At 68.5% G+C, this 20892-nt stretch carries 20 protein-coding genes; 8 read left to right on the top strand and 12 right to left on the bottom strand.

Annotated elements, in window-relative coordinates; translation table 11 throughout:
• Positions 1-4: 4 nt before the first annotated feature.
• Complete coding sequence (locus tag BLP73_RS05755; protein WP_090741195.1) at positions 5-907, bottom strand: GntR family transcriptional regulator; 903 nt, start codon at positions 905-907, stop codon at positions 5-7.
• Positions 908-1015: 108 nt separating this feature from the next.
• Between BLP73_RS05755 and BLP73_RS05750 the strand changes: the two genes are divergently transcribed.
• Genes BLP73_RS05750 through BLP73_RS05720 form a run of 7 tightly spaced genes read left to right on the top strand, consistent with a single transcriptional unit; the run spans position 1016 to position 7932 of the window.
• Entirely contained in the window at positions 1016-2041 is a 1026-nt protein-coding gene (locus BLP73_RS05750) for an ABC transporter permease (RefSeq protein WP_090741193.1), read from the top strand.
• Positions 2042-2073: 32 nt separating this feature from the next.
• A complete protein-coding gene (locus tag BLP73_RS05745; RefSeq protein ID WP_090741191.1) occupies positions 2074-3009 on the top strand; it encodes an ABC transporter substrate-binding protein in 936 nt (311 codons plus the stop codon).
• 54 nt (positions 3010-3063) lie between these two features.
• Positions 3064-3840: an ATP-binding cassette domain-containing protein gene (locus BLP73_RS05740; protein WP_217630640.1), complete on the top strand. Its 777-nt coding sequence runs from the start codon at positions 3064-3066 to the stop codon at positions 3838-3840.
• On the top strand, positions 3837-4844 hold the full coding sequence (locus BLP73_RS05735) for a zinc-binding alcohol dehydrogenase family protein (RefSeq protein WP_245686561.1): 1008 nt from the start codon (positions 3837-3839) through the stop codon (positions 4842-4844). The genes BLP73_RS05740 and BLP73_RS05735 overlap by 4 nt, the downstream gene beginning before the upstream one ends.
• A 2-nt stretch (positions 4845-4846) precedes the next feature.
• The gene (locus BLP73_RS05730) at positions 4847-6355 is read left to right on the top strand and encodes a UxaA family hydrolase (RefSeq protein WP_090741459.1); all 1509 of its coding nucleotides are present in this window, start codon (positions 4847-4849) and stop codon (positions 6353-6355) included.
• The gene (locus BLP73_RS05725; RefSeq protein WP_175453258.1) at positions 6355-7071 is read left to right on the top strand and encodes an SDR family oxidoreductase; all 717 of its coding nucleotides are present in this window, start codon (positions 6355-6357) and stop codon (positions 7069-7071) included. Before BLP73_RS05730 ends, BLP73_RS05725 begins: the two co-directional genes overlap by 1 nt.
• 15 nt (positions 7072-7086) lie before the next feature.
• Positions 7087-7932 carry a fumarylacetoacetate hydrolase family protein gene (locus tag BLP73_RS05720; RefSeq protein WP_090741188.1) on the top strand — a complete coding sequence of 282 codons (846 nt, stop codon included), beginning with the start codon at positions 7087-7089 and terminating at the stop codon, positions 7930-7932.
• Between the two features lie 21 nt (positions 7933-7953).
• Here BLP73_RS05720 and argC read toward each other — a convergent pair whose 3' ends face one another.
• From argC to BLP73_RS05665, 11 genes are all read right to left on the bottom strand, one after another.
• Positions 7954-8871, bottom strand: coding sequence for an N-acetyl-gamma-glutamyl-phosphate reductase (argC, locus tag BLP73_RS05715; protein ID WP_090741186.1), 918 nt, complete (start codon positions 8869-8871; stop codon positions 7954-7956).
• Between the two features lie 64 nt (positions 8872-8935).
• Positions 8936-9280, bottom strand: a complete 345-nt coding sequence (locus tag BLP73_RS05710; protein WP_090741184.1) for a DUF779 domain-containing protein — start codon at positions 9278-9280, stop codon at positions 8936-8938.
• Complete coding sequence (locus BLP73_RS05705; protein ID WP_090741182.1) at positions 9277-10335, bottom strand: DNA topoisomerase IB; 1059 nt, start codon at positions 10333-10335, stop codon at positions 9277-9279. The genes BLP73_RS05710 and BLP73_RS05705 overlap by 4 nt, the downstream gene beginning before the upstream one ends.
• A 118-nt stretch (positions 10336-10453) precedes the next feature.
• The gene (gene adh, locus BLP73_RS05700; RefSeq protein ID WP_090741180.1) at positions 10454-11980 is read right to left on the bottom strand and encodes an aldehyde dehydrogenase; all 1527 of its coding nucleotides are present in this window, start codon (positions 11978-11980) and stop codon (positions 10454-10456) included.
• A 138-nt stretch (positions 11981-12118) separates the two neighbouring features.
• Positions 12119-13066 (bottom strand): GAF domain-containing protein, encoded by a 948-nt coding sequence (locus BLP73_RS05695; RefSeq protein WP_175453250.1) that lies wholly within the window; start codon positions 13064-13066, stop codon positions 12119-12121.
• An 89-nt stretch (positions 13067-13155) separates the two neighbouring features.
• Positions 13156-14379, bottom strand: coding sequence for an ABC transporter ATP-binding protein (locus BLP73_RS05690; RefSeq protein WP_090741178.1), 1224 nt, complete (start codon positions 14377-14379; stop codon positions 13156-13158).
• Positions 14380-14390: 11 nt separating this feature from the next.
• Positions 14391-15935 (bottom strand): alpha-amylase family glycosyl hydrolase, encoded by a 1545-nt coding sequence (locus BLP73_RS05685; protein WP_175453249.1) that lies wholly within the window; start codon positions 15933-15935, stop codon positions 14391-14393.
• Entirely contained in the window at positions 15928-17061 is a 1134-nt protein-coding gene (locus BLP73_RS05680; RefSeq protein ID WP_090741174.1) for a carbohydrate ABC transporter permease, read from the bottom strand. The genes BLP73_RS05685 and BLP73_RS05680 overlap by 8 nt, the downstream gene beginning before the upstream one ends.
• Positions 17061-18053 carry a carbohydrate ABC transporter permease gene (locus BLP73_RS05675; RefSeq protein ID WP_090741172.1) on the bottom strand — a complete coding sequence of 331 codons (993 nt, stop codon included), beginning with the start codon at positions 18051-18053 and terminating at the stop codon, positions 17061-17063. The genes BLP73_RS05680 and BLP73_RS05675 overlap by 1 nt, the downstream gene beginning before the upstream one ends.
• 57 nt (positions 18054-18110) lie before the next feature.
• Positions 18111-19433: an ABC transporter substrate-binding protein gene (locus BLP73_RS05670; protein WP_090741455.1), complete on the bottom strand. Its 1323-nt coding sequence runs from the start codon at positions 19431-19433 to the stop codon at positions 18111-18113.
• Between the two features lie 117 nt (positions 19434-19550).
• Positions 19551-20606, bottom strand: a complete 1056-nt coding sequence (locus BLP73_RS05665; protein WP_090741170.1) for a quinoprotein relay system zinc metallohydrolase 2 — start codon at positions 20604-20606, stop codon at positions 19551-19553.
• A gap of 139 nt (positions 20607-20745) precedes the next feature.
• Here BLP73_RS05665 and pqqA point away from each other — a divergent pair, with 139 nt between their 5' ends.
• Positions 20746-20838: a pyrroloquinoline quinone precursor peptide PqqA gene (gene pqqA / locus BLP73_RS05660; RefSeq protein WP_043131127.1), complete on the top strand. Its 93-nt coding sequence runs from the start codon at positions 20746-20748 to the stop codon at positions 20836-20838.
• Positions 20839-20892 lie beyond the last annotated feature (54 nt).

Below are 20892 nucleotides of genomic sequence, written 5' to 3'. Positions count from 1 at the left end.
AGCCTCAGCCCAGGTCGTGATGGCGCAGCGAGGACAGCAGCGTCGATTTCGAGGTCCGCAGGTGTTGCCGGGCGGCCTCGGCGGCGCGCGGGGCGTCGCGGGCCTCCAGCGCGTCGATGATCGCCAGATGCTCGGCGATGGCGGCGGCGTTGCGCTGCTTCTCGTGCGTCTTGTCCCACATGTAGTGGTAGTGGAAGATCAGCGAGATGACCTTCTGGAACTCGGTCACGAAGCGGTTGCGCACGACCGAGTTGACGGCGTCGTGGAACGCCTCGTCCAGCTTCGAGAAGGCGTGGAACTCGGTCTCGATCCGGCCGGCCAGCGCGTGATGCGCCTCGCGCAGCGCGGCGAGGCGCGGCCAGACCGGGTGGTCCGGCGCCGCCTCGACCAGCTTGGCGACCGCGTCCAGTTCCAGCACCAGGCGGAAGTCGGACAGCTCGACCGCGAAATCCTTGGTGAAGCCGCGCAGCATCCAGCCGCCCTGCGGACGCCGCGCCACGAGGCCGAAGCGGCTGAGGCCGGCGAGGAACTCCTTCAGCTCGTGCTGGGCCACCTCGAAGTTGCGCGCCAGCTCGGCCACCGAGAGGGGCGTGTCCGGCGGCACGTCGAAGCGCAGGATCCAGTCAAGAAAGCGCTGCTCCAGCTGGTCGCGGTCGGCCGAGACGCCGCCAAGCGCGATCCGGTCCGCGGCGGCGGGATGGCGCAGCACGTGCTTCTGCCGGCCGTCCCACGCGATCACCCCCGCCTCGGTCAGCCGCGCAAGGCAGCGGCGCACGACGGTGCGGCTGACGCCGATCTCGGCGCCGAGCGCCGCCTCGGGCGGCAGCGGCGCGCCCACGGAAAGGACCGCGCACCGGTCCAGCATCCGGTTGAACGCCTCGCGATAGCGGCTGTCGCTGCGTGCCATCCCCTGCCCCGTTTCGCGGTTCTTGTCCTAAATTATTTAAAACCGTTGACAGCGGCAAGCCCGCTTCTCATGCTTGGGGCCAATCACGGTCATCGGCGGGGAGGCGCGATGTCTGAGGCAAGCAACCCCTGGACCGCGGGAGGAGAGCGGCGCGTGCTGATCGCGCGCGAGCAGCTGCACCGCGCCTCGGCGCTGCTGACGCTGCTGCTGCTGATCGTCGGCTTCGCGATGGCGAGCCCGGCCTTCTTCTCGGTGAACAACGGGCTGACGGTCCTTCTGCAGACCTCGGTGATCGGGCTTCTGGGGATCGGGCTGACGCTGGTCATCATCACCGGCGGGATCGACCTGTCCGTCGGCTCGGTGCTGGCGCTGTCCGGCGTCGTCTCGGCCATGGCGGTAAAGGCGGGGCTGCCGGTGGTGCCGGCGATGTGCTGCGGCGTGCTGGCCGGCGCGGCCTGTGGGGCCTTCAACGGCCTCGTCATCACCCGGCTGCGCATCCCGCCCTTCGTCGCCACGCTCGGGATGATGCTGATCGCGCGCGGGCTGGCGCTGCAGCTGACCGGCGCCACGCCCATCTCGCAGCTGGGCGCGGGCTTCGGGCGCCTTGGCAACGGCGCGCTGTTCCGGGTGGTCGAGATGCAGCCGAACGGCTTTCCGCGCGTCGTCTTCCCCGGCATCCCCTACCCGGCCATCCTGCTGCTGGTCGTCGCCATCGCCGCGACCTACCTGCTGCGCCGCCGGCAGATCGGGCGCCACATCTACGCCACCGGCTCGAACGAGGAGGCCGCGCGGCTGTCCGGGGTCAATGTCGACTGGACCAAGATGTACGCCTACACCATGTCCGGCGCGCTGGCCGGGCTGGCCGGGAACGTGCTGATGTCGCGCCTTGTGACCGCGCAGCCGAGCGAGGGCGTCATGTACGAGCTGGACGCCATCGCGGCGGCCGTGATCGGCGGCGCGTCCTTGTCGGGCGGGGTCGGCACCATCGCGGGCACGATGATCGGCGCCTTCATCATCGGCATCCTCAGGAACGGGCTGAACATGTCCGGCGTGTCGGCCTTCATCCAGCAGATCGTCATCGGCCTCGTCGTCATCGGCGCCGTCTGGATCGACCAGGTGCGCAACCGGCGCTGAGGCAAGACCTAACCAACGGAGGAGGAAAAAAAATGAAACTGAGGACATGCCTGGCCGCATCCGCGCTGGCCCTTGCGGCGGGCGCCGCCGGCGCCGGCGAGATCGCGGTGATCGTGAAGACCACCAACTCGAACTTCTGGCAGAACGTGAACCTCGGCGCACAGGCCGCGATGGAGGGCAACAGCGAGCACACGCTCAGCTTCGACGGCCCTGCGGCGGAAAGCGCGGTGGCCGATCAGGTCAGCATGGTCGAGAACGCGATCAACCGCGGCGTGGCGGGCCTGGTGCTGGCGCCGTCCGACCCCGAGGCGCTGGTGCCCGTCGTCCAGCGCGCCTACGAGTCCGGCATCCCGGTCGTCATCATCGACAGCATGCTGGGCGAGGGCGCCGAGGGCAGCTACCAGGCGTTCCTGTCGACCGACAACTGCGCGGCGGGCCAGCAGGTCGCGCAGCGCATGATCGAGGAGGCCGGCACCACCGGCAAGGTCGCGATCATGTCCTATGTCGCGGGCGTCGGATCCGAGATCGGGCGCGTCGGCTGCTTCACCGAGCACCTGCAGGAGAATTCCGAGCTGGAGATCGTCGGCCCGCTCTATTCGCAAAGCCAGATGGCGAACGCGCTGAACCAGACGACCGACATTCTGGCCTCGAATCCGGACCTCGTCGGCATCTTCGGCGCGAACGAGCCGACGGCCGTGGGCATGGGCCGCGCCATCGTGCAGGCGGGCAAGGCGGGGCAGCTCGTGGCGCTCGGTTTCGACGGCAACGAGGACCTGCAGCAGTTCGTCCGCGACGGCGTGCTGACGGCGACGGCGGTGCAGGGCTCGTTCGCGATGGGCGAGATGGGCGTGCAGGCGGTGCTGGACATCCTGGCCGGCGAGACGGTCGAGCCCTTCATCAACACCGGCGTCGTGCTGGTGGATGCCGAGAACATCGACTCGGACGAGGCGCAGAACGTCCTTTACTGACGCATCCGCGGGGGCCGCACGGCGCGGCCCCCGCCCCAGCCCGAAGGGGGCAGCATGGCCCGGCAACCGCTGGTCGAGATGATCGGCATCGAGAAGCATTTCGGCGGCATCCGCGCCGTCGACGGCGTGTCGCTGGATCTTTATCCCGGCGAGGTGGTGGGCGTTCTGGGCCATAACGGCGCCGGCAAGTCCTGCCTGATGCGGATCCTGTCGGGCGCGATGATCCCCTCGGGCGGCGAGATCCGGGTGAACGGCACGCCGGTCCGCTTCGCCGAGCCGAACGACGCCCGCGCCCATGGCATCGAGACGATCTACCAGACGCTGGCACTGGCCGACCACCTGGACGCGCCGAGCAATTTGTTCCTCGGGCGCGAGCTGAAGACGCGGTTCGGCAACCTCGACGACGCGCGGATGCTGCGCGAGGCGCGGGCGGTGCTGGCCCGGCTGAACCCCAACTTCAAGAACCTGCGCGATCCGGTCTCGTCCCTGTCGGGCGGCCAGCGGCAGGTCATCGCCATCGCCCGCGCGATCTATTTCGACACGAAGGTGCTGATCATGGACGAACCGACGGCGGCGCTCGGACCCTCCGAGACGGCGATGGTCGCGGACCTGATCCGCAAGCTGCAAGCGGACGGGATCGGCATCTTCCTCGTCAGCCACGACATGCATGACGTGTTCGAGCTGTGCGACCGCGTGGTGGTGATGAACAAGGGCAGCGTCGTCGGGGCCCATCCGCTTGCCGAGGTCAGCAAGGACGACGTGCTCAGCCTGATCGTGAAGGGCGCGCTGCCCGACGGCTGGCGGCCGCGGACGCTGGAGGCTGCGCAATGAAGGACGCCGGCACGCCCACGATGGCCTGTGGCGTCTGCGTCGCGCCGGGCCGCTTCGAGATTCAGCCCCGCCCCTGCCCCGAGGCCGCGCCCGAAGGCTGGCTGCTGGTCGACATCGCCGCCATCGGCATCTGCGGCACCGACTACCACATCTTCGCCGGCAAGCACCCGTTCCTCGACTACCCGCGCGTCATCGGGCACGAGCTGTCCGGCCATATCGCCAGCGGCCCGCGCCGGGGCGAGCTGGTCGTGGTGAACCCCTACCTCTCCTGCGGCACCTGCCGCGCCTGCCGCCGGGGCAAGCCCAACTGCTGCAGCCGGATCGAGGTTCTGGGCGTGCATCGCGACGGGGGCATGTGCGCGCGGATCGCGGTGCCCGAGGGGAACCTCTACCCCGCCGAGGGGCTGAGCCCGGAGCAGGCGGCGATGGTCGAGTTCCTCGCCATCGGCGCCCATGCCGTCGCCCGTTCGGGCATCGGCGCGGGCGATCTGGTGCTGGTCACCGGCGCGGGGCCGATCGGCCTTGGCACGGCGATCTTCGCGCGGCTGGCGGGGGCCGAGGTGCATCTGATGGACCTCAGCCCGCAGCGGCTGGACCTCGCGCGGCGGCTCTGCGGCTTCGAGCGCCTGCATCCGGCCGGCGCGGATGTCCTGTCCGGCGATCTGGCCGAGGGTTTCGACGCCGTCTTCGACGCCACCGGCAGCGCCCGGGCGATTGAGGCGGGCTTTCCCCTCCTGGCCCATGGCGGCACGGCGGTGCTGGTCAGCGTGGTCAAGGACGACATCCGCTTTTCGGACGCCGAGTTCCACAAGCGCGAGGCCCGGATCATCGGCAGCCGCAACGCCCTGCGCGCCGATTTCGACGCCGTCATGGCGGCGATCCGCGCCGGCCATGTGCCGACGGCGCTGGTCTCGGGCAAGGTGCCTCTGGCAGAGTTGCCAAGCAGATTCGCGGCGCTTGCCGAAAGCCGCGACGACATCGTGAAAATCCTGGTGACCCCGTGAACATGACGACCCCGACCGCCCTTTGCCTGCACGAGCGCGACAACATCATGGTGGCCCTGCTGCCTCTGACGCCGGGCGCGCCCCTGCGCGCGGGCGTCACTGCCGCCGGCGCCATCCCGGCCGGGCACAAGGTCGCCATCCGCGCGATCGCGGCGGGCGAGCCGGTTCTGAAATACGGACAGGTCATCGGGATCGCGACGCAGGACATCGCGCCGGGCGAGCATGTGCATGTGCAGAACCTCGGGATGGGACCGCACAAGCAGGACCACGGCTTCGGCAGCGACCTCGCCCTGTTGACGGCGGCCGAGCCGGCCAGCTTCCAGGGCTTTCACCGCCCCTCGGGCCGGGTCGGCACGCGCAACCATATCGGCATCCTCACCTCGGTGAACTGCTCGGGCTCGGTCGCGCGCTTCATCGCCGAAGAGGCCGAGCGGTCGGGCCTGCTGGACGCCTTCCCCAACGTGGACGGCATCGTGCCCATCGTCCACGGCACCGGCTGCGGCATGTCTGGCAAGGGCGAGGGCTACGAGACGCTCTTCCGCACCATCGCCGGCTACGGCCACAACCCGAACTTCGGCGCGATCCTGATGGTCGGCCTTGGGTGCGAGGTCATGCAGATCGGCGATCTGGTCGACCGGCAGGCGCTGAAGGACAGCGCGCGCTTCCGCTACATGACCATCCAGCAGACGGGCGGCACCCGCGCCACGGTCGACAAGGGCCTTGCCATCCTGCGCGAGCTGGCGGCCGAGGCGAACAAGGCCAGCCGCGCCCCCGCCCCGGCGGGCAAGCTGGTGCTGGGGATGCAATGCGGCGGCTCGGACGGCTATTCGGGGATCACCGCCAACCCGGCGCTCGGGATCGCGTCGGACCTTCTGGTGGCGCAGGGCGGCATCTCGATCCTGTCCGAAACCTCCGAGATCTACGGCGCCGAGCACCTGCTGACGCGCCGCGCCGACGAGGCGACGGGCCGCAAGCTTCTGGACCTGATCGACTGGTGGGAGGATTACACCGCCCGCAACTTCGGCGAGATGGACAACAACCCCTCGCCCGGCAACAAGCGCGGCGGGCTGACCACGATCCTCGAGAAGTCGCTCGGCGCGGTGGCCAAGGGCGGGCATGCGCCGCTGTCGGGCGTCTACCGCTACGGCGAGCCGATCGACACGCCCGGCTTCGTCTTCATGGACAGCCCCGGCTACGATCCCTGCTCGGTCACCGGGCAGATCGCCTCGGGCGCGAACCTCATCGCCTTCACCACCGGGCGGGGCAGCGTGTCGGGCTACCGCCCGGCGCCCTGCATCAAGATCGCCTCGAACCAGGACCTCTGGCAGCGGATGGAGCCGGACATGGACGTGAATTGCGGCGACATCCTCTCGGGTGTGACGCTGGAGGAGAAGGGCGCCGAGATCTTCGCGCTGATGCTGCGCGTCGCCTCGGGCGAGCCGACCAAATCCGAAGCGCAGGGCTTTGGTGCGGTCGAGTTCGTGCCCTGGCAGATCGGGGCGGTGATGTGATGGAGCTGAACGGCCAGCGCGTCCTCATCACGGCCGCCGCGCAGGGGATCGGCCGCGCCAGTGCCGAGGCCTTCGCGCGCGCCGGGGCCGAGGTGATCGCGACCGACATCAACGAGGCGGGCCTTGCCGGGCTGGACTGCCGCACCGCGCGGCTGGACGTGCTGGACGGGGCGGCGGTCGACGCGTTCTGCGGCAGCCTCGGCCCGGTGGACGTCCTCTTCAACTGCGCGGGCGTCGTGCATGGCGGCACCATCCTCGAGGTTACCGAGGCCGAGCTGGACTTCGCCTTCGACCTGAACGTGAAGGGGATGGTCCGCACGATCCGGGCGGTCCTGCCGGGCATGATCCAGCGCCGGCAGGGCGCGATCATCAACATGTCCTCGGTCGCCTCGGCGGTGAAGGGCGTGCCGAACCGGCTGGCCTATTCCACCACCAAGGCCGCCGTGCTGGGCCTGACCAAGGCGGTTGCCGCCGATGTCGTCGCGCATGGCGTTCGCTGCAACGCGATCTGCCCAGGCACGGTGCAGTCGCCCTCGTTGGACCAGCGCCTCGCCGCGACGGGGGATGCCGAGGCGGCGCGCGCCGCCTTCGTCGCCCGCCAGCCCATGGGCCGGATTGCGGACGCGGCCGAAATCGCCGAGCTTGCCGTCTATCTGGCCGGCGCCACCTACACCACCGGCCAGGCCGTCTGCATCGACGGCGGCTGGACGATCTGACCTGAAGGAGCCGACATGAAACTGCTGCGCTACGGGCCCGCGGGCGCCGAGAAACCCGGACTTCTGGCCGCCGATGGCACGATCCGCGACCTCTCGGGCCATCTTTCAGACCTGTCGGGCGACGCGCTCGACCCGGCGGCCCTGGCGCGGCTTGGCGACCTGGACCCTGCCGGCCTGCCCGAGGTCAGCGGCGATCCCCGCCTCGGGCCGCCCGTCGCGGGCACGGGCAAGTTCATCTGCATCGGCCTCAACTACGCCGACCACGCCGCCGAGAGCGGCATGGACGTGCCGCCCGAGCCGGTGATCTTCATGAAGGCGACCAGCGCCATCTGCGGGCCGAACGATCCGATCGTGATCCCGCGCGGGTCGCAGAAGACGGACTGGGAGGTCGAGCTGGCCGTCATCATCGGCAAGCGTGCCAAATACGTGACCGAGGCCGAGGCCATGTCCCACGTCGCGGGCTTCGCGGTCACCAACGACGTCTCGGAACGCGCCTTCCAGACCGAGCGGGCGGGCCAGTGGACCAAGGGCAAGTCCTGCGACAATTTCGGCCAGATCGGCCCCTGGCTGGTGACGCCGGACGAGATCGCCGACCCGCAGGACCTGCCGATGTGGCTCAGGGTCAACGGCGAGACGATGCAGGACGGCTCGACCCGGACGATGGTCTACCAGGTGCCGTTCCTCATTCATTACCTCAGCCAGTTCATGACGCTGCATCCGGGCGACGTCATCTCGACCGGCACGCCGCCGGGCGTCGGCATGGGCATGAAGCCGCAGCGCTTCCTGAAGGCCGGCGACGTGGTCGAGCTGGGGATCGAGAGGCTCGGCAGCCAGCGCCAGGACGTTGTCGCCGACGACTGAGGCCGGCGCCGGGGCGCGGGCCTACAGGCCCGCGTCCTCCTCGCAGCCCAGCATGATGTTGAGGTTCTGGACCGCCGCCCCCGAGGCGCCCTTGCCCAGGTTGTCCAGCACCGCCACGACCGTCGCGCATCCGGCCGTGTCGTCGCCATGCACGCTGATCTGCAGAAGGTTGGTGCCGTTCAGCGCCGTCGGGTCCAGCCGCGCGCCAAGCTCGGCCGCCGGGACGACGCGCACGAAGTCCTGCCCGTTGTAGTGGGCGGCCAGCGCCTGGTGCAGCGTGCTGGTGCTGCGGTCGCCGCCCAGATGCAGCGGCAGTTGCACCGCCATGCCCTGCGCGAAGTTGCCGACCGAGGGCGCGAAGACCGGCCGCCGGGTCAGCCCGGTATGGGCCATGATCTCGGGGATGTGCTTGTGCTGCTGCGTCAGGCCGTAGACGAAATGCGGCGGCGCCTCGCCCGCGTCATATTCGGCGATCAGGGACTTGCCGCCGCCGCTATAGCCGCTGACGGCATTGATTGACAGCGCCTCGTCCGCCTGCACCAGGCCCGCCGCGACGAGCGGTGCGACCAGCGCGATGGCGCCGGTCGAATAGCAGCCGGGATTGCTGACCAGCCGCGCGCTAGCGATCCGCTCGCGCATCTCGGGCGCAAGCTCGGCGAAGCCGAAGACCCAGGCCGGATCGACCCGGTAGGCGGTGGAGGCGTCGATGATCCGCGTGTCCAGATCGGCGGCAAGCGCCACGGCCTCGCGCGCGGCGTCGTCCGGCAGGCAGAGGATGGCCACATCCGCCGCGGCGAAGGCCTCGTGGCGGGCTTCCGGGTCCTTGCGGCGGGCGGGGTCGATCTGCACCAGGCGGATGTCGTCCCGGCGCAGCAGCCGGTCGCGGATCTGAAGGCCGGTCGTGCCGGCCTCGCCATCGATGAAGACGCTGTAGCTCATCGCCACCCCCTGTTGCGGAACGTGGCCTTCCTAGCGCAGGACGCCGCGCGCCACAACGCCGGGCTCAGACGCTGCAGATGTCCGAGCGGGTGAGGAAGCGCTTCTCGCGCCCGTTGTCCAGGCTGAACATCCCGCCGCGCCCCGGCACCACGTCGATGGTCAGCTGCGTGTGCTTCCACGCCTCGAACTGGCTGGCCGAAATGTAGAAGGGCGCGCCGCCGATCTCGCCCAGCTTCACGTCGCGCTCGCTGATGCGGAAATCGCCCTGCGGATAGCACATGGGCGAGGAGCCGTCGCAGCAGCCGCCCGACTGGTGAAAAAGGACCGGGCCGTGATCGGCCACGATCTCGGCGATCAGCGCCAGCGCCTCGGGCGTCGCGTTGACCTGGTCGCGGGTCTGGGTCGTCATGTCTTGAGCCTCTTCTTGAGGAAGCGGAGGACCTGCTTCTCCTCGGGACGCAGCTCGTCCTCGGAAAGATCCTCCTCGATCTGCTCTTTCACTTCCAGCTTCAATTCGTCGGCAAGATAGGCGTCGATGACGCGCGGGTGAACATAGCACTTGCGGCAGATCGTCGGCGTGTTGCCAAGCCGCGCCGCCACCGCCTCGATCGCGTCGCGCACGTTGCGCTTGGCGGCCGCCTCGCTGTCGGCCTTCTCGAATTCCGCCAGCGCCAGGGCGGCCAGCACGGTCCCCGTCCAGGTGCGGAAGTCCTTGGCGGTGATGTGCTGGCCCGTCACCTCGCGCAGGTATTCGTTCACCTCCGAGGAGGTGACCGCGCAGCGCTCGCCATCCTCGTCGATATACTGGAAGAGGTGCTGACCCGGCAGCTCCTGCACCGCGCGGATGATGCGGGCGATGCGCCGGTCCTTCAGCCCCAGATCCCATTCCTTGCCGCCCTTGCCCTTGAAGCGGAAGCGCACCTCGCCCCCCTCCAGCTTCACATGCCGATTGCGCAGCGTCGTCAGCCCGTGGGACTTGTTCTCCTTGGCATAGGTGGCGTTGCCGACCCGGATCATGGTGTTTTCCAGCAGATAGACCACCGTCGCCAGCACCTTCTCGGGCGGCAGGCCGCGGCGGGACATGTCCCCGTCCACCCGCCGGCGCAGCCCTGGCAGCACCTTCGCGAATGCCAGCATCCGCTCGTATTTGGCGCCGTCCCGCACCTCGCGGAACCGGGGATGGTAGCGGTATTGCTTGCGCCCGCGATCGTCGCGCCCCGTCGCCTGGATATGCCCGCGCGGGTCGGCGCAGATCCAGACATCGGTATAGGCCGGAGGAATCGCTAGAGAGGCGAGGCGCTTGCGTTCGGCCGCGTCCTTGATCACCTTGCCGTCCGGCCCGCGATAGCTGAACCCCTTCCCCGACCGCTTCCGGGTGATCCCCGGCATGTCGTCGTTCACATAAACGAGGCCGACGCTCTCTGCCGCGTCCTCGGGGTCGATGATGTCGCAGTCCTTGGGCATGGCGCGCGTCCGGTAGGTGCAATCACCTCAACACCGCTGAACCCGCGAAGTTGCCGCCCTGGTTCTTCTTCACGCAAATATCCCGGGGGTGCGGGGGCAGAGCCCCCGCGCCGAGGTCTCAGAAGAAGCCCAGCTTCTTGGGGCTGTAGCTCACCAGCATGTTCTTGGTCTGCTGGTAGTGGTCCAGCATCATGCGGTGGTTCTCGCGGCCGATGCCCGACTGCTTGTAGCCGCCGAAGGCCGCATGGGCCGGGTAGGCATGGTAGCAGTTGGTCCAGACGCGGCCCGCCTGGATCGCGCGGCCGAAGCGGTAGCAGGTGTTCGCATCGCGCGACCACACGCCCGCGCCGAGGCCGTAGAGCGTGTCATTGGCGATCGACAGCGCCTCGTCCTGGTCCTTGAAGGTGGTCACGGACACGACCGGGCCAAAGATCTCCTCCTGGAAGACCCGCATCTTGTTGTTGCCCTTCAGGACGGTCGGCTTGATGTAGTAGCCGCCCGACAGCTCGCCGCCGTGATCGGCCGCCTCGCCGCCCGTCAGCACCTCGGCGCCTTCCTTCCGGCCGATGTCGAAGTAGGAGAGGATCTTCTCCTTCTGCTCGCTCGAGGCCTGCGCGCCGATCATCGTGGCGCTGTCGCGCGGGTCGCCCTGCACGATGGCTTCGACGCGCTTGAGCGCGCGCTCCATGAAGCGGTCGTAGATCTTCTCGTGGATCAGGGCGCGCGACGGGCAGGTGCAGACTTCGCCCTGGTTCAGCGCGAACATCACGAAGCCCTCGATTGCCTTGTCGAAGAAGTCGTCATCCTCGCGGCAGACGTCCTCGTGGAAGATGTTCGGGGACTTGCCGCCCAGCTCCAGCGTGACCGGGATCAGGTTCTCGGACGCGTACTGCATGATCAGCCGGCCGGTGGTGGTTTCCCCGGTGAAGGCGATCTTGGCGATGCGCGGGTTCGAGGCCAGCGGCTTGCCGGCTTCCAGGCCAAAGCCGTTCACGATGTTCAGCACGCCCGGCGGCAGCAGGTCGGCGATCAGCGTCGCGAAGACCATGATGCCCGCGGGGGTCTGCTCGGCCGGTTTCAGCACGACGCAGTTGCCGGCGGCCAGGGCCGGGGCGAGTTTCCACACCGCCATCAGCAGCGGGAAGTTCCACGGGATGATCTGGCCGACGACGCCCAGGGGCTCGTGGAAGTGATAGGCGATGGTGTCGTGGTCGATCTCGGAAATACCGCCTTCCTGGGCGCGCAGGACGCCGGCGAAGTAGCGGAAGTGGTCCACGGCCAGCGGCAGGTCGGCCGCCATCGTCTCGCGGATCGGCTTGCCGTTGTCCCAGGTCTCGGCGGTCGCGAGCAGCTCGAGGTTCTGCTCCATCCGGTCGGCGATCTTCAGCAGGATGTTCGAGCGTTCGGTCGTCGAGGTGCGGCCCCAGGCATCCTTGGCCTTGTGGGCGGCGTCCAGCGCGGCCTCGATGTCCTCGGCGCTGGAGCGGGCGATCTCGCCGATCTCGCCGCCGGTGATCGGGGTCGTGTTGGTGAAGTAGCGGCCCTGCTTCGGCGCCATGAACTGGCCGCCGATGAAGTTGTCGTAGCGCGCCGCGAAGGGCATGACGCCCACGCCCTTGAACTCGTGCGTCTGGTCGTTCGGCATGGTCTTCCTCCTCTGATGAAAGTGCCGGATCTCCCCATCCGGTCTGGTCTTCAACTTCGCGGGCCAGAAGATTCGCATCAAGCCCGACAGTTTGCCGCAGGACCGCCGCTGTCTCAGGCCTGAGACAGTCGCGGCCTGTTATCCCGCAAGCCCCAGCCGGGACATGCGGCGATACATGGTGGCCCGCCCGATCCCGAGCGCGCGGGCGGCGGCCGAGACGTTCCCCTCGGCCCGGGCCAGCGCGCGCACGACGGCGGCGCGCTCGGCCTTGTCGAAGCCGGTCAGGTCATCCTCGCGTCCCAGAAGGTCGGCGGCGGGGCGCGGGCGGATCGCCCCCTCGCGCTCCAGCCCCAGGGCGCGGCGGGCGGCGCGGGTGGCGCCGATGGCCAGGTCGTCCTTGTCCACGGCCAGCAGCACCGCCTGGTCCGGCACGTCCGACGGCGCCACGATGATGCGCGCGTTGGGGAAGCTGGCGCGGAAGAACACGGCCTCGATCGCCTTGGCGGTCTGGGCGACCTGCGCGGCGATCAGGCGGTTGTAGCGCTCGGTCTGGTCGGCCCGCGCGCTCGAGACGTCCAGCGCCGCCAGAAGCCGGCCGTCCGGGCCCCAGATCGGCGCGTCCATGCAGGACATGGCGGTGTTGGTGGTGCGGAAATGCTCGTCCCGGTGGATCGTCACCTGCCGCCCCTCGGCCAGGCAGGTGCCGATCCCGTTGGTGCCCTGCGCGGCCTCGGACCAGTCGGTCCCGCGCCAGAGGCCCCAGTCCCGGAACTGCGCGGCGTCGGCATCGGACACGCGCTGGTCCAGCACGATCCCCTGCGCGTCCGTCAGCATCACGTTGCAGCCCGAGAGGCCGACGAGGCCGTAGAGCTGATCCAGCTGCGGGGCGGCGACGTTGAGGAACGAGGCCATCGCGTCGGCGCGTTCGGCCAGCTCGGGGTCCGACAGGCGGCCGGGACGGCTGCGGTCGGAGGGGTCCAGCCCGTGCTTCAGCATGGACCGGCGCCAGGATGCGGCCAAGGCCGAGGTCGCGGAGCGCGACTGCGACTGCTGGGCCACGAGATCGGCGTGGCTGCACTGTGTCATGAGTCCTCCCTGCCGGGAGACTAGCGCAAATTCGCCCGCCGATAGCTACGACTTTGGTCGGCATCGGCGGGCGGCGGCAGGGCTTGGCGTCAGCGCACCGGCCCCTGCGGCTTGATCAGCCCCTCGTCGATCCGGTCGCCGCCCTCGCGCGGGGCCGCCGGGGTGCCGCCCATGCTGCCCGAGGGCGCGGCCATGCGCGGCTGATAGGGCGGCAGGCTGTCCGGCCCGTCGCGGTAAAGCAGCGACTGCCCCTTGTGGAACAGGTGCAGCGCATGCGGGTCCGCAGTCAGCCGGACGGTCCGTCCCTTGAGGTCGGGATGGATGCCCGGAAGCTTCGCGATGATCGGCGCCGTCTCGGCATTGGTGCCGAAATAGAGCAGCGTCACCTCGCCAAGCGCCTCGGTCAGGTCCACCTGCCCCTGGAAGACCGGCGTGCCGTCCGTCTCGCGCATGTCCTCGGGGCGCACGCCGAGGTTCACCGGCATGTCCTGATCGCCCGCGCGCGTCGGGATCGCCACCTCGGCCTCCAGCCCGCCGTCCAGGGCGACGGTGGTCATCTGGCCGGTGCGCTTCACGCGTCCCGGCAGCAGGTTCATCGCCGGGCTGCCGATGAATTGCGCGACGAACTCGTTCACCGGACGCTCGTACAGCTCCAGCGGCGCGCCGACCTGGGCGATGCCGCCGCCGGCCAGAACCACGATGCGGTCGGCCAGGGTCATCGCCTCGGTCTGGTCGTGGGTGACGTAGATCATCGTCCGGTCGGGCATCGAAGCCTTGAGCTGCGCGATCTCGATCCGGGTCGCCACGCGCAAAGCCGCGTCAAGGTTCGAGAGCGGCTCGTCGAACAGGTAGACCTTCGGATCGCGCACGATGGCCCGGCCGATGGCGACGCGCTGGCGCTGCCCGCCCGACAGCGCCTTGGGCAGGCGGTCGAGATAGGGCGTAAGCTGCAGCATCTTGCCGGCGCGGTCGGTCGCGGCCCGGATCTCGTCCTTGGACTGGCCCGCGATTTTCAGGGCGAAGGCCATGTTGTCGCGCACCGTCATGTGCGGATAGAGCGCGTAGGACTGGAACACCATCGCGATCCCGCGCTGGCTGGGCGGGATGTCGTTCATCACCTGCCCGTCGATCTGCAGCTCGCCGCCGGTGATCTGCTCCAGCCCCGCGATCATCCGCAGCAGGGTGGACTTGCCGCAGCCGGAAGGGCCGACGAAGACGATGAACTCGCCCGACGTGATGTCGAGATTGATGTCCCGCAGGACGTTCACGTCCCCGTAGGACTTGGCGACGTCCCGCAGCTTCAGATCGGTCATTCCCGTTCCCCCTATCCTTCGATGATCTGCACCTGCCACGGATTGAGCCCCGCCACTTCCTCGTCCGAGAGGTTGGCGCGGATCATCAGGCTCTGGTGCTTGTCGGTGCGGCGGAACGACAGGACCGGCCCGTCGGCGCGCATGTCGGTCATGTCGCCGTGGCGCAGCGCGCTGTGCTTGCGCCTGAGGCCGATGGCCCACCGGTAATGATGCAGCATCGACTGCGCGTCGGCTTCCTCGCTGACCACGGTGCGTTGCAGATGGGTGTGCGGCACCGGCAGCCAGGGCTGGCTGGTCGAGAAGCCGCCGTTCACGCCCATGTCCCAGACCATCGGCGTGCGGCAGCCGTCACGGCCCTTGAACTCGGGCCAGAACTCGATGCCGTAGGGATCGCGCAGGTCCTCGAAGCTCAGCTCGGCCTCGGGCAGGCCCAGCTCCTCGCCCTGGTAGAGGCAGACCGAGCCCTTCAGGCACAGCATCACCGTCGCATAGGCCTTGGCCGCCTGGTCGCTCAGGGACCAGCGAGTGATGTGGCGCACAACGTCATGGTTCGACATGGCCCAGCAGGGCCAGCTGTTCGGCGCAAGGCGATGGAGGTTGTCGAAGACCTCGATGACCCTGTTCGCGGGCAGGCTGTCGCCCGACAGGAAGTCGAAGACATAGGACATCTGCACCCGGCCCGGCACGCCGGTGTATTCCTCGAGCAGCTCAAGCCCGCGCTCGCTGTCGCCGATCTCGCCCACGACGACGGCGCCGTAGGGCTCGATCACCTGGCGGAAGCGCTCGAGGAAGGCGAGGTTCTCGGGCTGGGACTTGCTGTATTTGTGGCTCTGGTGGTTGTAGGGGTTCACCGCCGGCGCAGTGTCGGACTTGCGCTGCTCGGGCGGCAGAGGCGGGTTGTCGCGCAGCTCGCGGTCGTGGAAGTAGAAGTTGATCGTGTCCAGCCGGAAGCCATCGACGCCCCGCTCCAGCCAGAAACGCGCGACCTCCAGAAGGGCGGTCTGGACGGCCGGGTTGTGGAAGTTCAGGTCGGGCTGCGCGGTCAGGAAGTTGTGCAGGTAATACTGCTCGCGCCGGGCGTCCCATTGCCAGGCGCTGCCGCCGAAGATCGACAGCCAGTTGTTCGGCACCGTGCCGTCGGGCTTGGGGTCCGCCCAGACATACCAGTCGGCCTTCGCGTTGTCGCGGCTGGAGCGGCTTTCCTTGAACCAGGGATGCTGGTCCGAGGTGTGCGACAGCACCAGGTCGATCAGGACCTTCAGCCCCTGCTCATGCGCGGCCGAGACCAGCCAGTCGAAATCCGCGTCCGTCCCGAACATCGGGTCGATGCCGCAATAGTCGCTGACGTCGTAGCCGAAGTCCTTCATCGGAGAGGTGAAGAAGGGCGAGATCCAGACCGCGTCCACGCCGAGCGAGGCAACATAGGGCAGGCGCTGCGCGATGCCGGCCAGATCGCCGGTGCCGCTTCCTGTCGTGTCCTGGAAACTGCGCGGGTAGATCTGATAGATGATCCCGCCCTTCCACCAATCGCCGTTCCGTTCCGTCAATTCATCCACCTTTCACGGACCCGGCCAGCAGTCCGCGGACCAGGTATTTCTGCATCGCGAAGAACACGACCAGTGGTACCGCTATCGAGATAAAGGCGGAGGTTGCAAGTATTTCCCATTCACCGCCGCGCGATCCCATCAGCTCGCGTAGCAATCCGGTCATGACCAGCTGCTCGCGGGTGTTGCCGAGGAAGACGGTGGCGACCAGCAGGTCGTTCCAGACCCACAGGAACTGGAAGATGGCGAAGCTCGCCAGCGCGGGGAAGGACAGCGGCAAGATGATGCGGCGGAAGATCTGGAACTCGGTGGCGCCGTCCACGCGGGCGCTCTCGATGATCTCGCGCGGCAGGCCGACCATGTAGTTTCGCAAGAGATAGACGGCCAGCGGCAGGCCGAAGCCGGTATGGGCGAGCCATATGCCAAGATAGCCTTTGCCGATGCCCAGCTCGTTGTGAAGGCGCAGAAGCGGGATCAGCGCGACCTGCAAGGGCACCACCAGCAGGCCGACGACGGCGGCGGTCAGCAGCGCGCGGCCGGGGAACTGCATCCAGGCCAGCGCATAGGCGGCGAAGGCTGCGATCAGGATCGGGATGACCGTGGCCGGGATCGTGACGGTGAAGGTGTTCATGAAGGCCCGGCCGAGGCCCGTCGCGCCGATGACGCGGTTGTAGTTCTCGGTCGTGAAGCTGGGCGGGCTGACGGTGGTGGTGAAGATCCGCTCGCCCCGCGTCATCTCGAACGGGGTGGGCGAGGTCATGCGGTAGGTGCCGTCCTCCTCGACCGTCAGCTGGATGCCGCCGTCCATCTCGGCCGTCTCGCCGGGCTGGAAGGCCGCCGGCTCGCGGGCGCGGATGCCCCAGGCCCGCAGCGTCTGGCTGCCCTCGAGCGCGTTTCCTTCGATGACGTAGAGACCCTCCTGCTGCACCTGGTCGTCCGCCGTGCCCGAGCGGACGAAGCCCGTCTGCTCGGACCCGGTGAAGGACTGCCACCAGCCCGAGGCGGTGATCTGGTCGCGGTCGCGGAACGAGGACACGAAGAGCCCGAGCGTCGGGATCGTCCACAGCACCACCAGCAGGAAGGCGGCGATGTTGACGGCCCAGGCGAGCGAGGATTTCTGGCCGGCCATGCCCTCCATCACCGGACCTCCTTGCGGGCGTTGTAGATGTTCCAGATCATGATCGGCGTGACCAGGATCATCAGGACGATGGCGATGGCGCTGCCGCGTCCGGTGTCGTTGGCGCGGAAGGACCAGTCATACATGTAGTTGGCCAGCACCTGCGTGCCCCATTGCCCGTTCGTCATCACGAAGACGATGTCGAAGACCTTGAGCACGACGATGGTGATGGTCGTCCAGACGACGGCGATGGTGCCCATGATCTGCGGCACCTTTATCTTGAAGAAGACCTGCAAGGGCGAGGCGCCGTCGAGGATCGCGGCCTCGATCGTCTCCTCTGGGATGCCGCGCAGGGCGGCCGACAGGATCACCATCGCAAAGCCCGTCTGGATCCAGACCAGCACGATCATCAGAAGGAAGCTGTTCCAGCCGGGCAGGGTCAGCCACAGCTGCGGCTGGCCGCCGAGCTGGGTGACGATGTAGTTCAGAAGGCCGATCTGCGTCTCTCCGGCCGCGCGGTATTCGTAGATGAAGCGCCAGATGACGCCCGCGCCGACGAAGCTGATCGCCATCGGCATGAAGATCAGCGACTTGCCGATGCTGCCCCATTTCAGCCGGTCGGTCAGTTGCGCCGCCAACAGGCCGAACACCGTCGCCAGCGCCGGCACGACCAAGAGCCACAGCATGTTGTTGACCATCGACTCGCGGAATTTCGCGTCCCCGGCCAGCCACTGGTAGTTGGCCGTGCCGACGAAGCGCGAGCCGTTGGCGTTGTGCAGCGAGCGCCAGAGGCTGTCGATGACCGGATAGACCAGGTACATCGACAGGAACAGGATCGCCGGCCCCAGGAACAGCCAGGGCCGGATCTGGTTGGCGCGGCGGATGTTGTCGCCGGACTTCGGGCCGCGGGGCGGCAGGATGCGGTCCAGCACCCAGTTCGAGCCCCAGAACCAAGCGACGCAGCCGAAGACGCCGATGAAGATGGTGCTGGTCGCCAGCCAGAACAGTTCCATGATGGGGCTCCTCCCTCAGCGCCGCGGGGCGCGGCGGGCCGAACCCGCCGCCTGTCGTCAGTTCAGCGAGGACCAGGTGGCCTGGATCTGGTCGGCCACGGCCTGCGCCTCGGCGCCGCCGACGAAGTCGATCATGCCGGTCCAGAACGCCCCCGCGCCGATGGCGCCGGGCATCAGGTCCGAGCCGTCGAAGCGGAACACGGTCGCCTCCAGCAGGATCTCGCCCATCCGGCGCACGACCGGATCGTCATAGGCTTCCAGGTTGGCGCCGCTATGCGGGGTCACGAAGCCCTGCTGCGCCATCCAGATCTCGTGCGCGAAGGGGGTCTTGAGGAACTCGATGAAGGCCATCGCCGCCGGATTGTCCGACATGACGGCGAACATGGTGCCGCCGCCGAGGACCGGCTGGCCCAGATCGCCGGATTCAGGCGCGGGCATGTAGAAGAAGTCCGCGTCCTCGCCCACCACGGTGCCTTCCGGGAAGAAGGTCGGGATGAAGCTCGCCTGGCGGTGCATGTAGCAGGCCGGGGGGCTGGCGAAGAGGCCGGCGGGGCTTTCGCGGAAGTCGGTCGAGGTGACGCCGCCCGTACCGCCCGCGACGAAGTCGGGGTTCTTGGCGAACCAGCCGAACTCCTCAATGGCGTTCACGACGACCGGGTCGTTGAACGGCATCTCGTTCGTGGTCCAGCGGTCGTAATCCTCGGGCGAGGCGGTGCGCAGCATCAGGTCCTCGACCCAGTCCGTCGCCGGCCAGCCGGTCGCGCCGCCGGAACCCAGGCCGATGCACCAGGGCGTTTCGCCATCCTCGGCGATCTGCTCGGTCAGGGCCTTCAGGTCTTCATAGGTGGTCGGCACCTCGTAGCCGGCATCCTCGAAGTTCTCGGGGACGAACCAGACCAGCGACTTCACGTCGGCCTTGTAGGGGAAGGCGAACAGCTCATCGGTGCCGTCCTGCCCGGCATAGGTGCCAAGCGCCTCCCAGCTTTCGCCGGCGGCGTAGTTCTCGCGCAGCCAGTAGGCCGTCTCGGCGCCAAGCGGGCGGAGGTGGCCGCGCTCTGCCAGATCGGCGGCAAGGCCCGGCTGCGGGAAGACCGCGACATCGGGGGGCGAGCCTGCCTCGGCGTCGATGACGATCTGCTGCTCGAAGCTGTCCGAGCCGCTGTAATTGGCCGTCGCGCCCGTCGCGTCGTTGAAATAGGCGATGACGGACTGGAACAGCTCCTGGTCGCCCCCGAGCCAGGGGCCGAGGATGTTGAAGCTCTGCCCCTCGATCTCGGGATGGGCGGCGGCGAACTCGTCCAGGCTCTGCCAATTGATGCGGTCATCGCTGCCCGGTTCGATCACCAGCTGCGCCTGTGCGCTGCCGGCGGCCAGGGCCATGGCGGCGACGGTCGTGAAAAACGTGATCCTCAAGACTTCCTCCCTTGATGTTCCGGCGATCATGTCCGGGCGTTAACGCAAGCAAAAGGCAAATTGCGCAAAACTGTCAAACCATTCTCACTCCCATTCCAGTTCCTTGTAGGCGGCGGTGGCGTTGCGGCGGATGGTCGCGTCGAAGTCGTTCCAGTCGCCCGACAGCGGCGAAAGCGCATCCGCCACGGCCTCTACCGCCAGCGACATCGGCACGGCCGCGGCGATCTGCTGGCGGACCGAGGCGGCCAGCGCCTCGAGGAAGTGACGTTGCGGCGCCACGGCCTGATCCCAGCCCTCGGCGACGGGGCCGTGGCCGGGAACGATCAGCCGCGGCTGCGGACGGGGCGGCGCCGCCAGCCAGTCCAGCCAGCCGGGCAACGAGCCGTCGACCACCGGCGCCAGCTGCCGGAAGACCAGATCGCCCGCGAACAGCACGTCCGCCCCCGTGTCATGCGCCGTCAGGTCGCTTTCGCTATGGGCCAGGGGATGCGCGGTCAGGATCAGCGCCCGCCCGCCAAGCTCCAGCCGCTCGGTGCCCGCGACGAGGCGGTCCGGCACCGGAACCTCCGTCCCGATCCACTCGGCAGGGGGATAGAGCTGCTGCACGTTCTCGAGGTAGATCGGCCCCCGCACCGCCAGTGCGTCGGGCAAGGCGGCATGGACCACGATCTCGGCCCCCGCCTCGGCGAAGACCCCGGCCCCGAAGATGTGGTCGGGATGCAGATGCGTCAGCACCAGATGCGAGACCGGGCGGTCCGTCAGACGCCGCAGCGCCACATAAAGCGCCTGCCCCTCGGCCCGCGAGACGCCTGCGTCGATGACCACGACCGTCTCGCCGATAACGAGGCCCAGGTTGGCGATGCGCCCGTTCGCGGACTGCTCCATCTGCACCGGCTCGCCAAGCTGAACATGCACGCCCGGCGCGATCTCTTGCAGGGGCGCGGCGGGCAGGTCCGCGTTCGCCGTGCAGGCCGCACCCGCGGCGCGCAGGTCCGTCCGGCCCTCCATCCAGCCTTCGGCGATTCGCGCCGCGCCCGCCTCGCAGTTCGCCAAGTCACCTGCATCCCCCTCGGGCAGCAGCACCGGCGCGCAGCTCTGGGACGAGGCGGCAAGGCAGACGGTCACGATGAGGTGGAACATTTGCCGAAACTTCCCGTTCTGGACCATGCAGACAGCAGGCGCGGGCAACTTGCGACCTTTGTCGGGTTGACCGATCCTGCCTGCGTTCTACATTTTGGTCCAGACGCCCTCGCGGCGTTCTGGCTTGGAGGAGAAGCACATGGCCTGGACGAAGCCCATCCTGAAAGAAATCGCCTGCGGCATGGAAATCAACATGTACGCACCGGCCGAAGACGAGCCGGTTCTGTTCTGATCTGATCGAACAGGCAGGCACTTCTGCGGCCCCGTCCGATCCTGTCGGACGGGG

Origin of the sequence: Paracoccus tibetensis (genome assembly GCF_900102505.1) — a bacterium.
In the GTDB taxonomy this organism is placed as follows: Bacteria; Pseudomonadota; Alphaproteobacteria; order Rhodobacterales; family Rhodobacteraceae; genus Paracoccus; species Paracoccus tibetensis.
Note: the sequence above shows the minus strand (reverse complement) of the source record. Positions and strands in the feature narration are given on the sequence as shown.

What these genes read in the sequence shown, in the direction of transcription:
- adh (WP_090741180.1), bottom strand. Translation starts at nt 11,980, where the DNA reads ATGCCGAACGACCAGACGCACGAGTTCAAGGGCGTGGGCGTCATGCCC.
- BLP73_RS05720 (WP_090741188.1), top strand. Translation starts at nt 7,087, where the DNA reads ATGAAACTGCTGCGCTACGGGCCCGCGGGCGCCGAGAAACCCGGACTT.
- BLP73_RS05705 (WP_090741182.1), bottom strand. Translation starts at nt 10,335, where the DNA reads ATGCCCAAGGACTGCGACATCATCGACCCCGAGGACGCGGCAGAGAGC.
- BLP73_RS05710 (WP_090741184.1), bottom strand. Translation starts at nt 9,280, where the DNA reads ATGACGACCCAGACCCGCGACCAGGTCAACGCGACGCCCGAGGCGCTG.
- pqqA (WP_043131127.1), top strand. Translation starts at nt 20,746, where the DNA reads ATGGCCTGGACGAAGCCCATCCTGAAAGAAATCGCCTGCGGCATGGAA.
- BLP73_RS05695 (WP_175453250.1), bottom strand. Translation starts at nt 13,066, where the DNA reads ATGACACAGTGCAGCCACGCCGATCTCGTGGCCCAGCAGTCGCAGTCG.
- BLP73_RS05740 (WP_217630640.1), top strand. Translation starts at nt 3,064, where the DNA reads ATGGCCCGGCAACCGCTGGTCGAGATGATCGGCATCGAGAAGCATTTC.
- BLP73_RS05755 (WP_090741195.1), bottom strand. Translation starts at nt 907, where the DNA reads ATGGCACGCAGCGACAGCCGCTATCGCGAGGCGTTCAACCGGATGCTG.
- BLP73_RS05730 (WP_090741459.1), top strand. Translation starts at nt 4,847, where the DNA reads ATGACGACCCCGACCGCCCTTTGCCTGCACGAGCGCGACAACATCATG.
- BLP73_RS05690 (WP_090741178.1), bottom strand. Translation starts at nt 14,379, where the DNA reads ATGACCGATCTGAAGCTGCGGGACGTCGCCAAGTCCTACGGGGACGTG.
- BLP73_RS05665 (WP_090741170.1), bottom strand. Translation starts at nt 20,606, where the DNA reads ATGTTCCACCTCATCGTGACCGTCTGCCTTGCCGCCTCGTCCCAGAGC.
- BLP73_RS05680 (WP_090741174.1), bottom strand. Translation starts at nt 17,061, where the DNA reads ATGGAGGGCATGGCCGGCCAGAAATCCTCGCTCGCCTGGGCCGTCAAC.
- BLP73_RS05725 (WP_175453258.1), top strand. Translation starts at nt 6,355, where the DNA reads ATGGAGCTGAACGGCCAGCGCGTCCTCATCACGGCCGCCGCGCAGGGG.
- BLP73_RS05745 (WP_090741191.1), top strand. Translation starts at nt 2,074, where the DNA reads ATGAAACTGAGGACATGCCTGGCCGCATCCGCGCTGGCCCTTGCGGCG.
- BLP73_RS05670 (WP_090741455.1), bottom strand. Translation starts at nt 19,433, where the DNA reads ATGGCCCTGGCCGCCGGCAGCGCACAGGCGCAGCTGGTGATCGAACCG.
- argC (WP_090741186.1), bottom strand. Translation starts at nt 8,871, where the DNA reads ATGAGCTACAGCGTCTTCATCGATGGCGAGGCCGGCACGACCGGCCTT.
- BLP73_RS05750 (WP_090741193.1), top strand. Translation starts at nt 1,016, where the DNA reads ATGTCTGAGGCAAGCAACCCCTGGACCGCGGGAGGAGAGCGGCGCGTG.
- BLP73_RS05735 (WP_245686561.1), top strand. Translation starts at nt 3,837, where the DNA reads ATGAAGGACGCCGGCACGCCCACGATGGCCTGTGGCGTCTGCGTCGCG.
- BLP73_RS05675 (WP_090741172.1), bottom strand. Translation starts at nt 18,053, where the DNA reads ATGGAACTGTTCTGGCTGGCGACCAGCACCATCTTCATCGGCGTCTTC.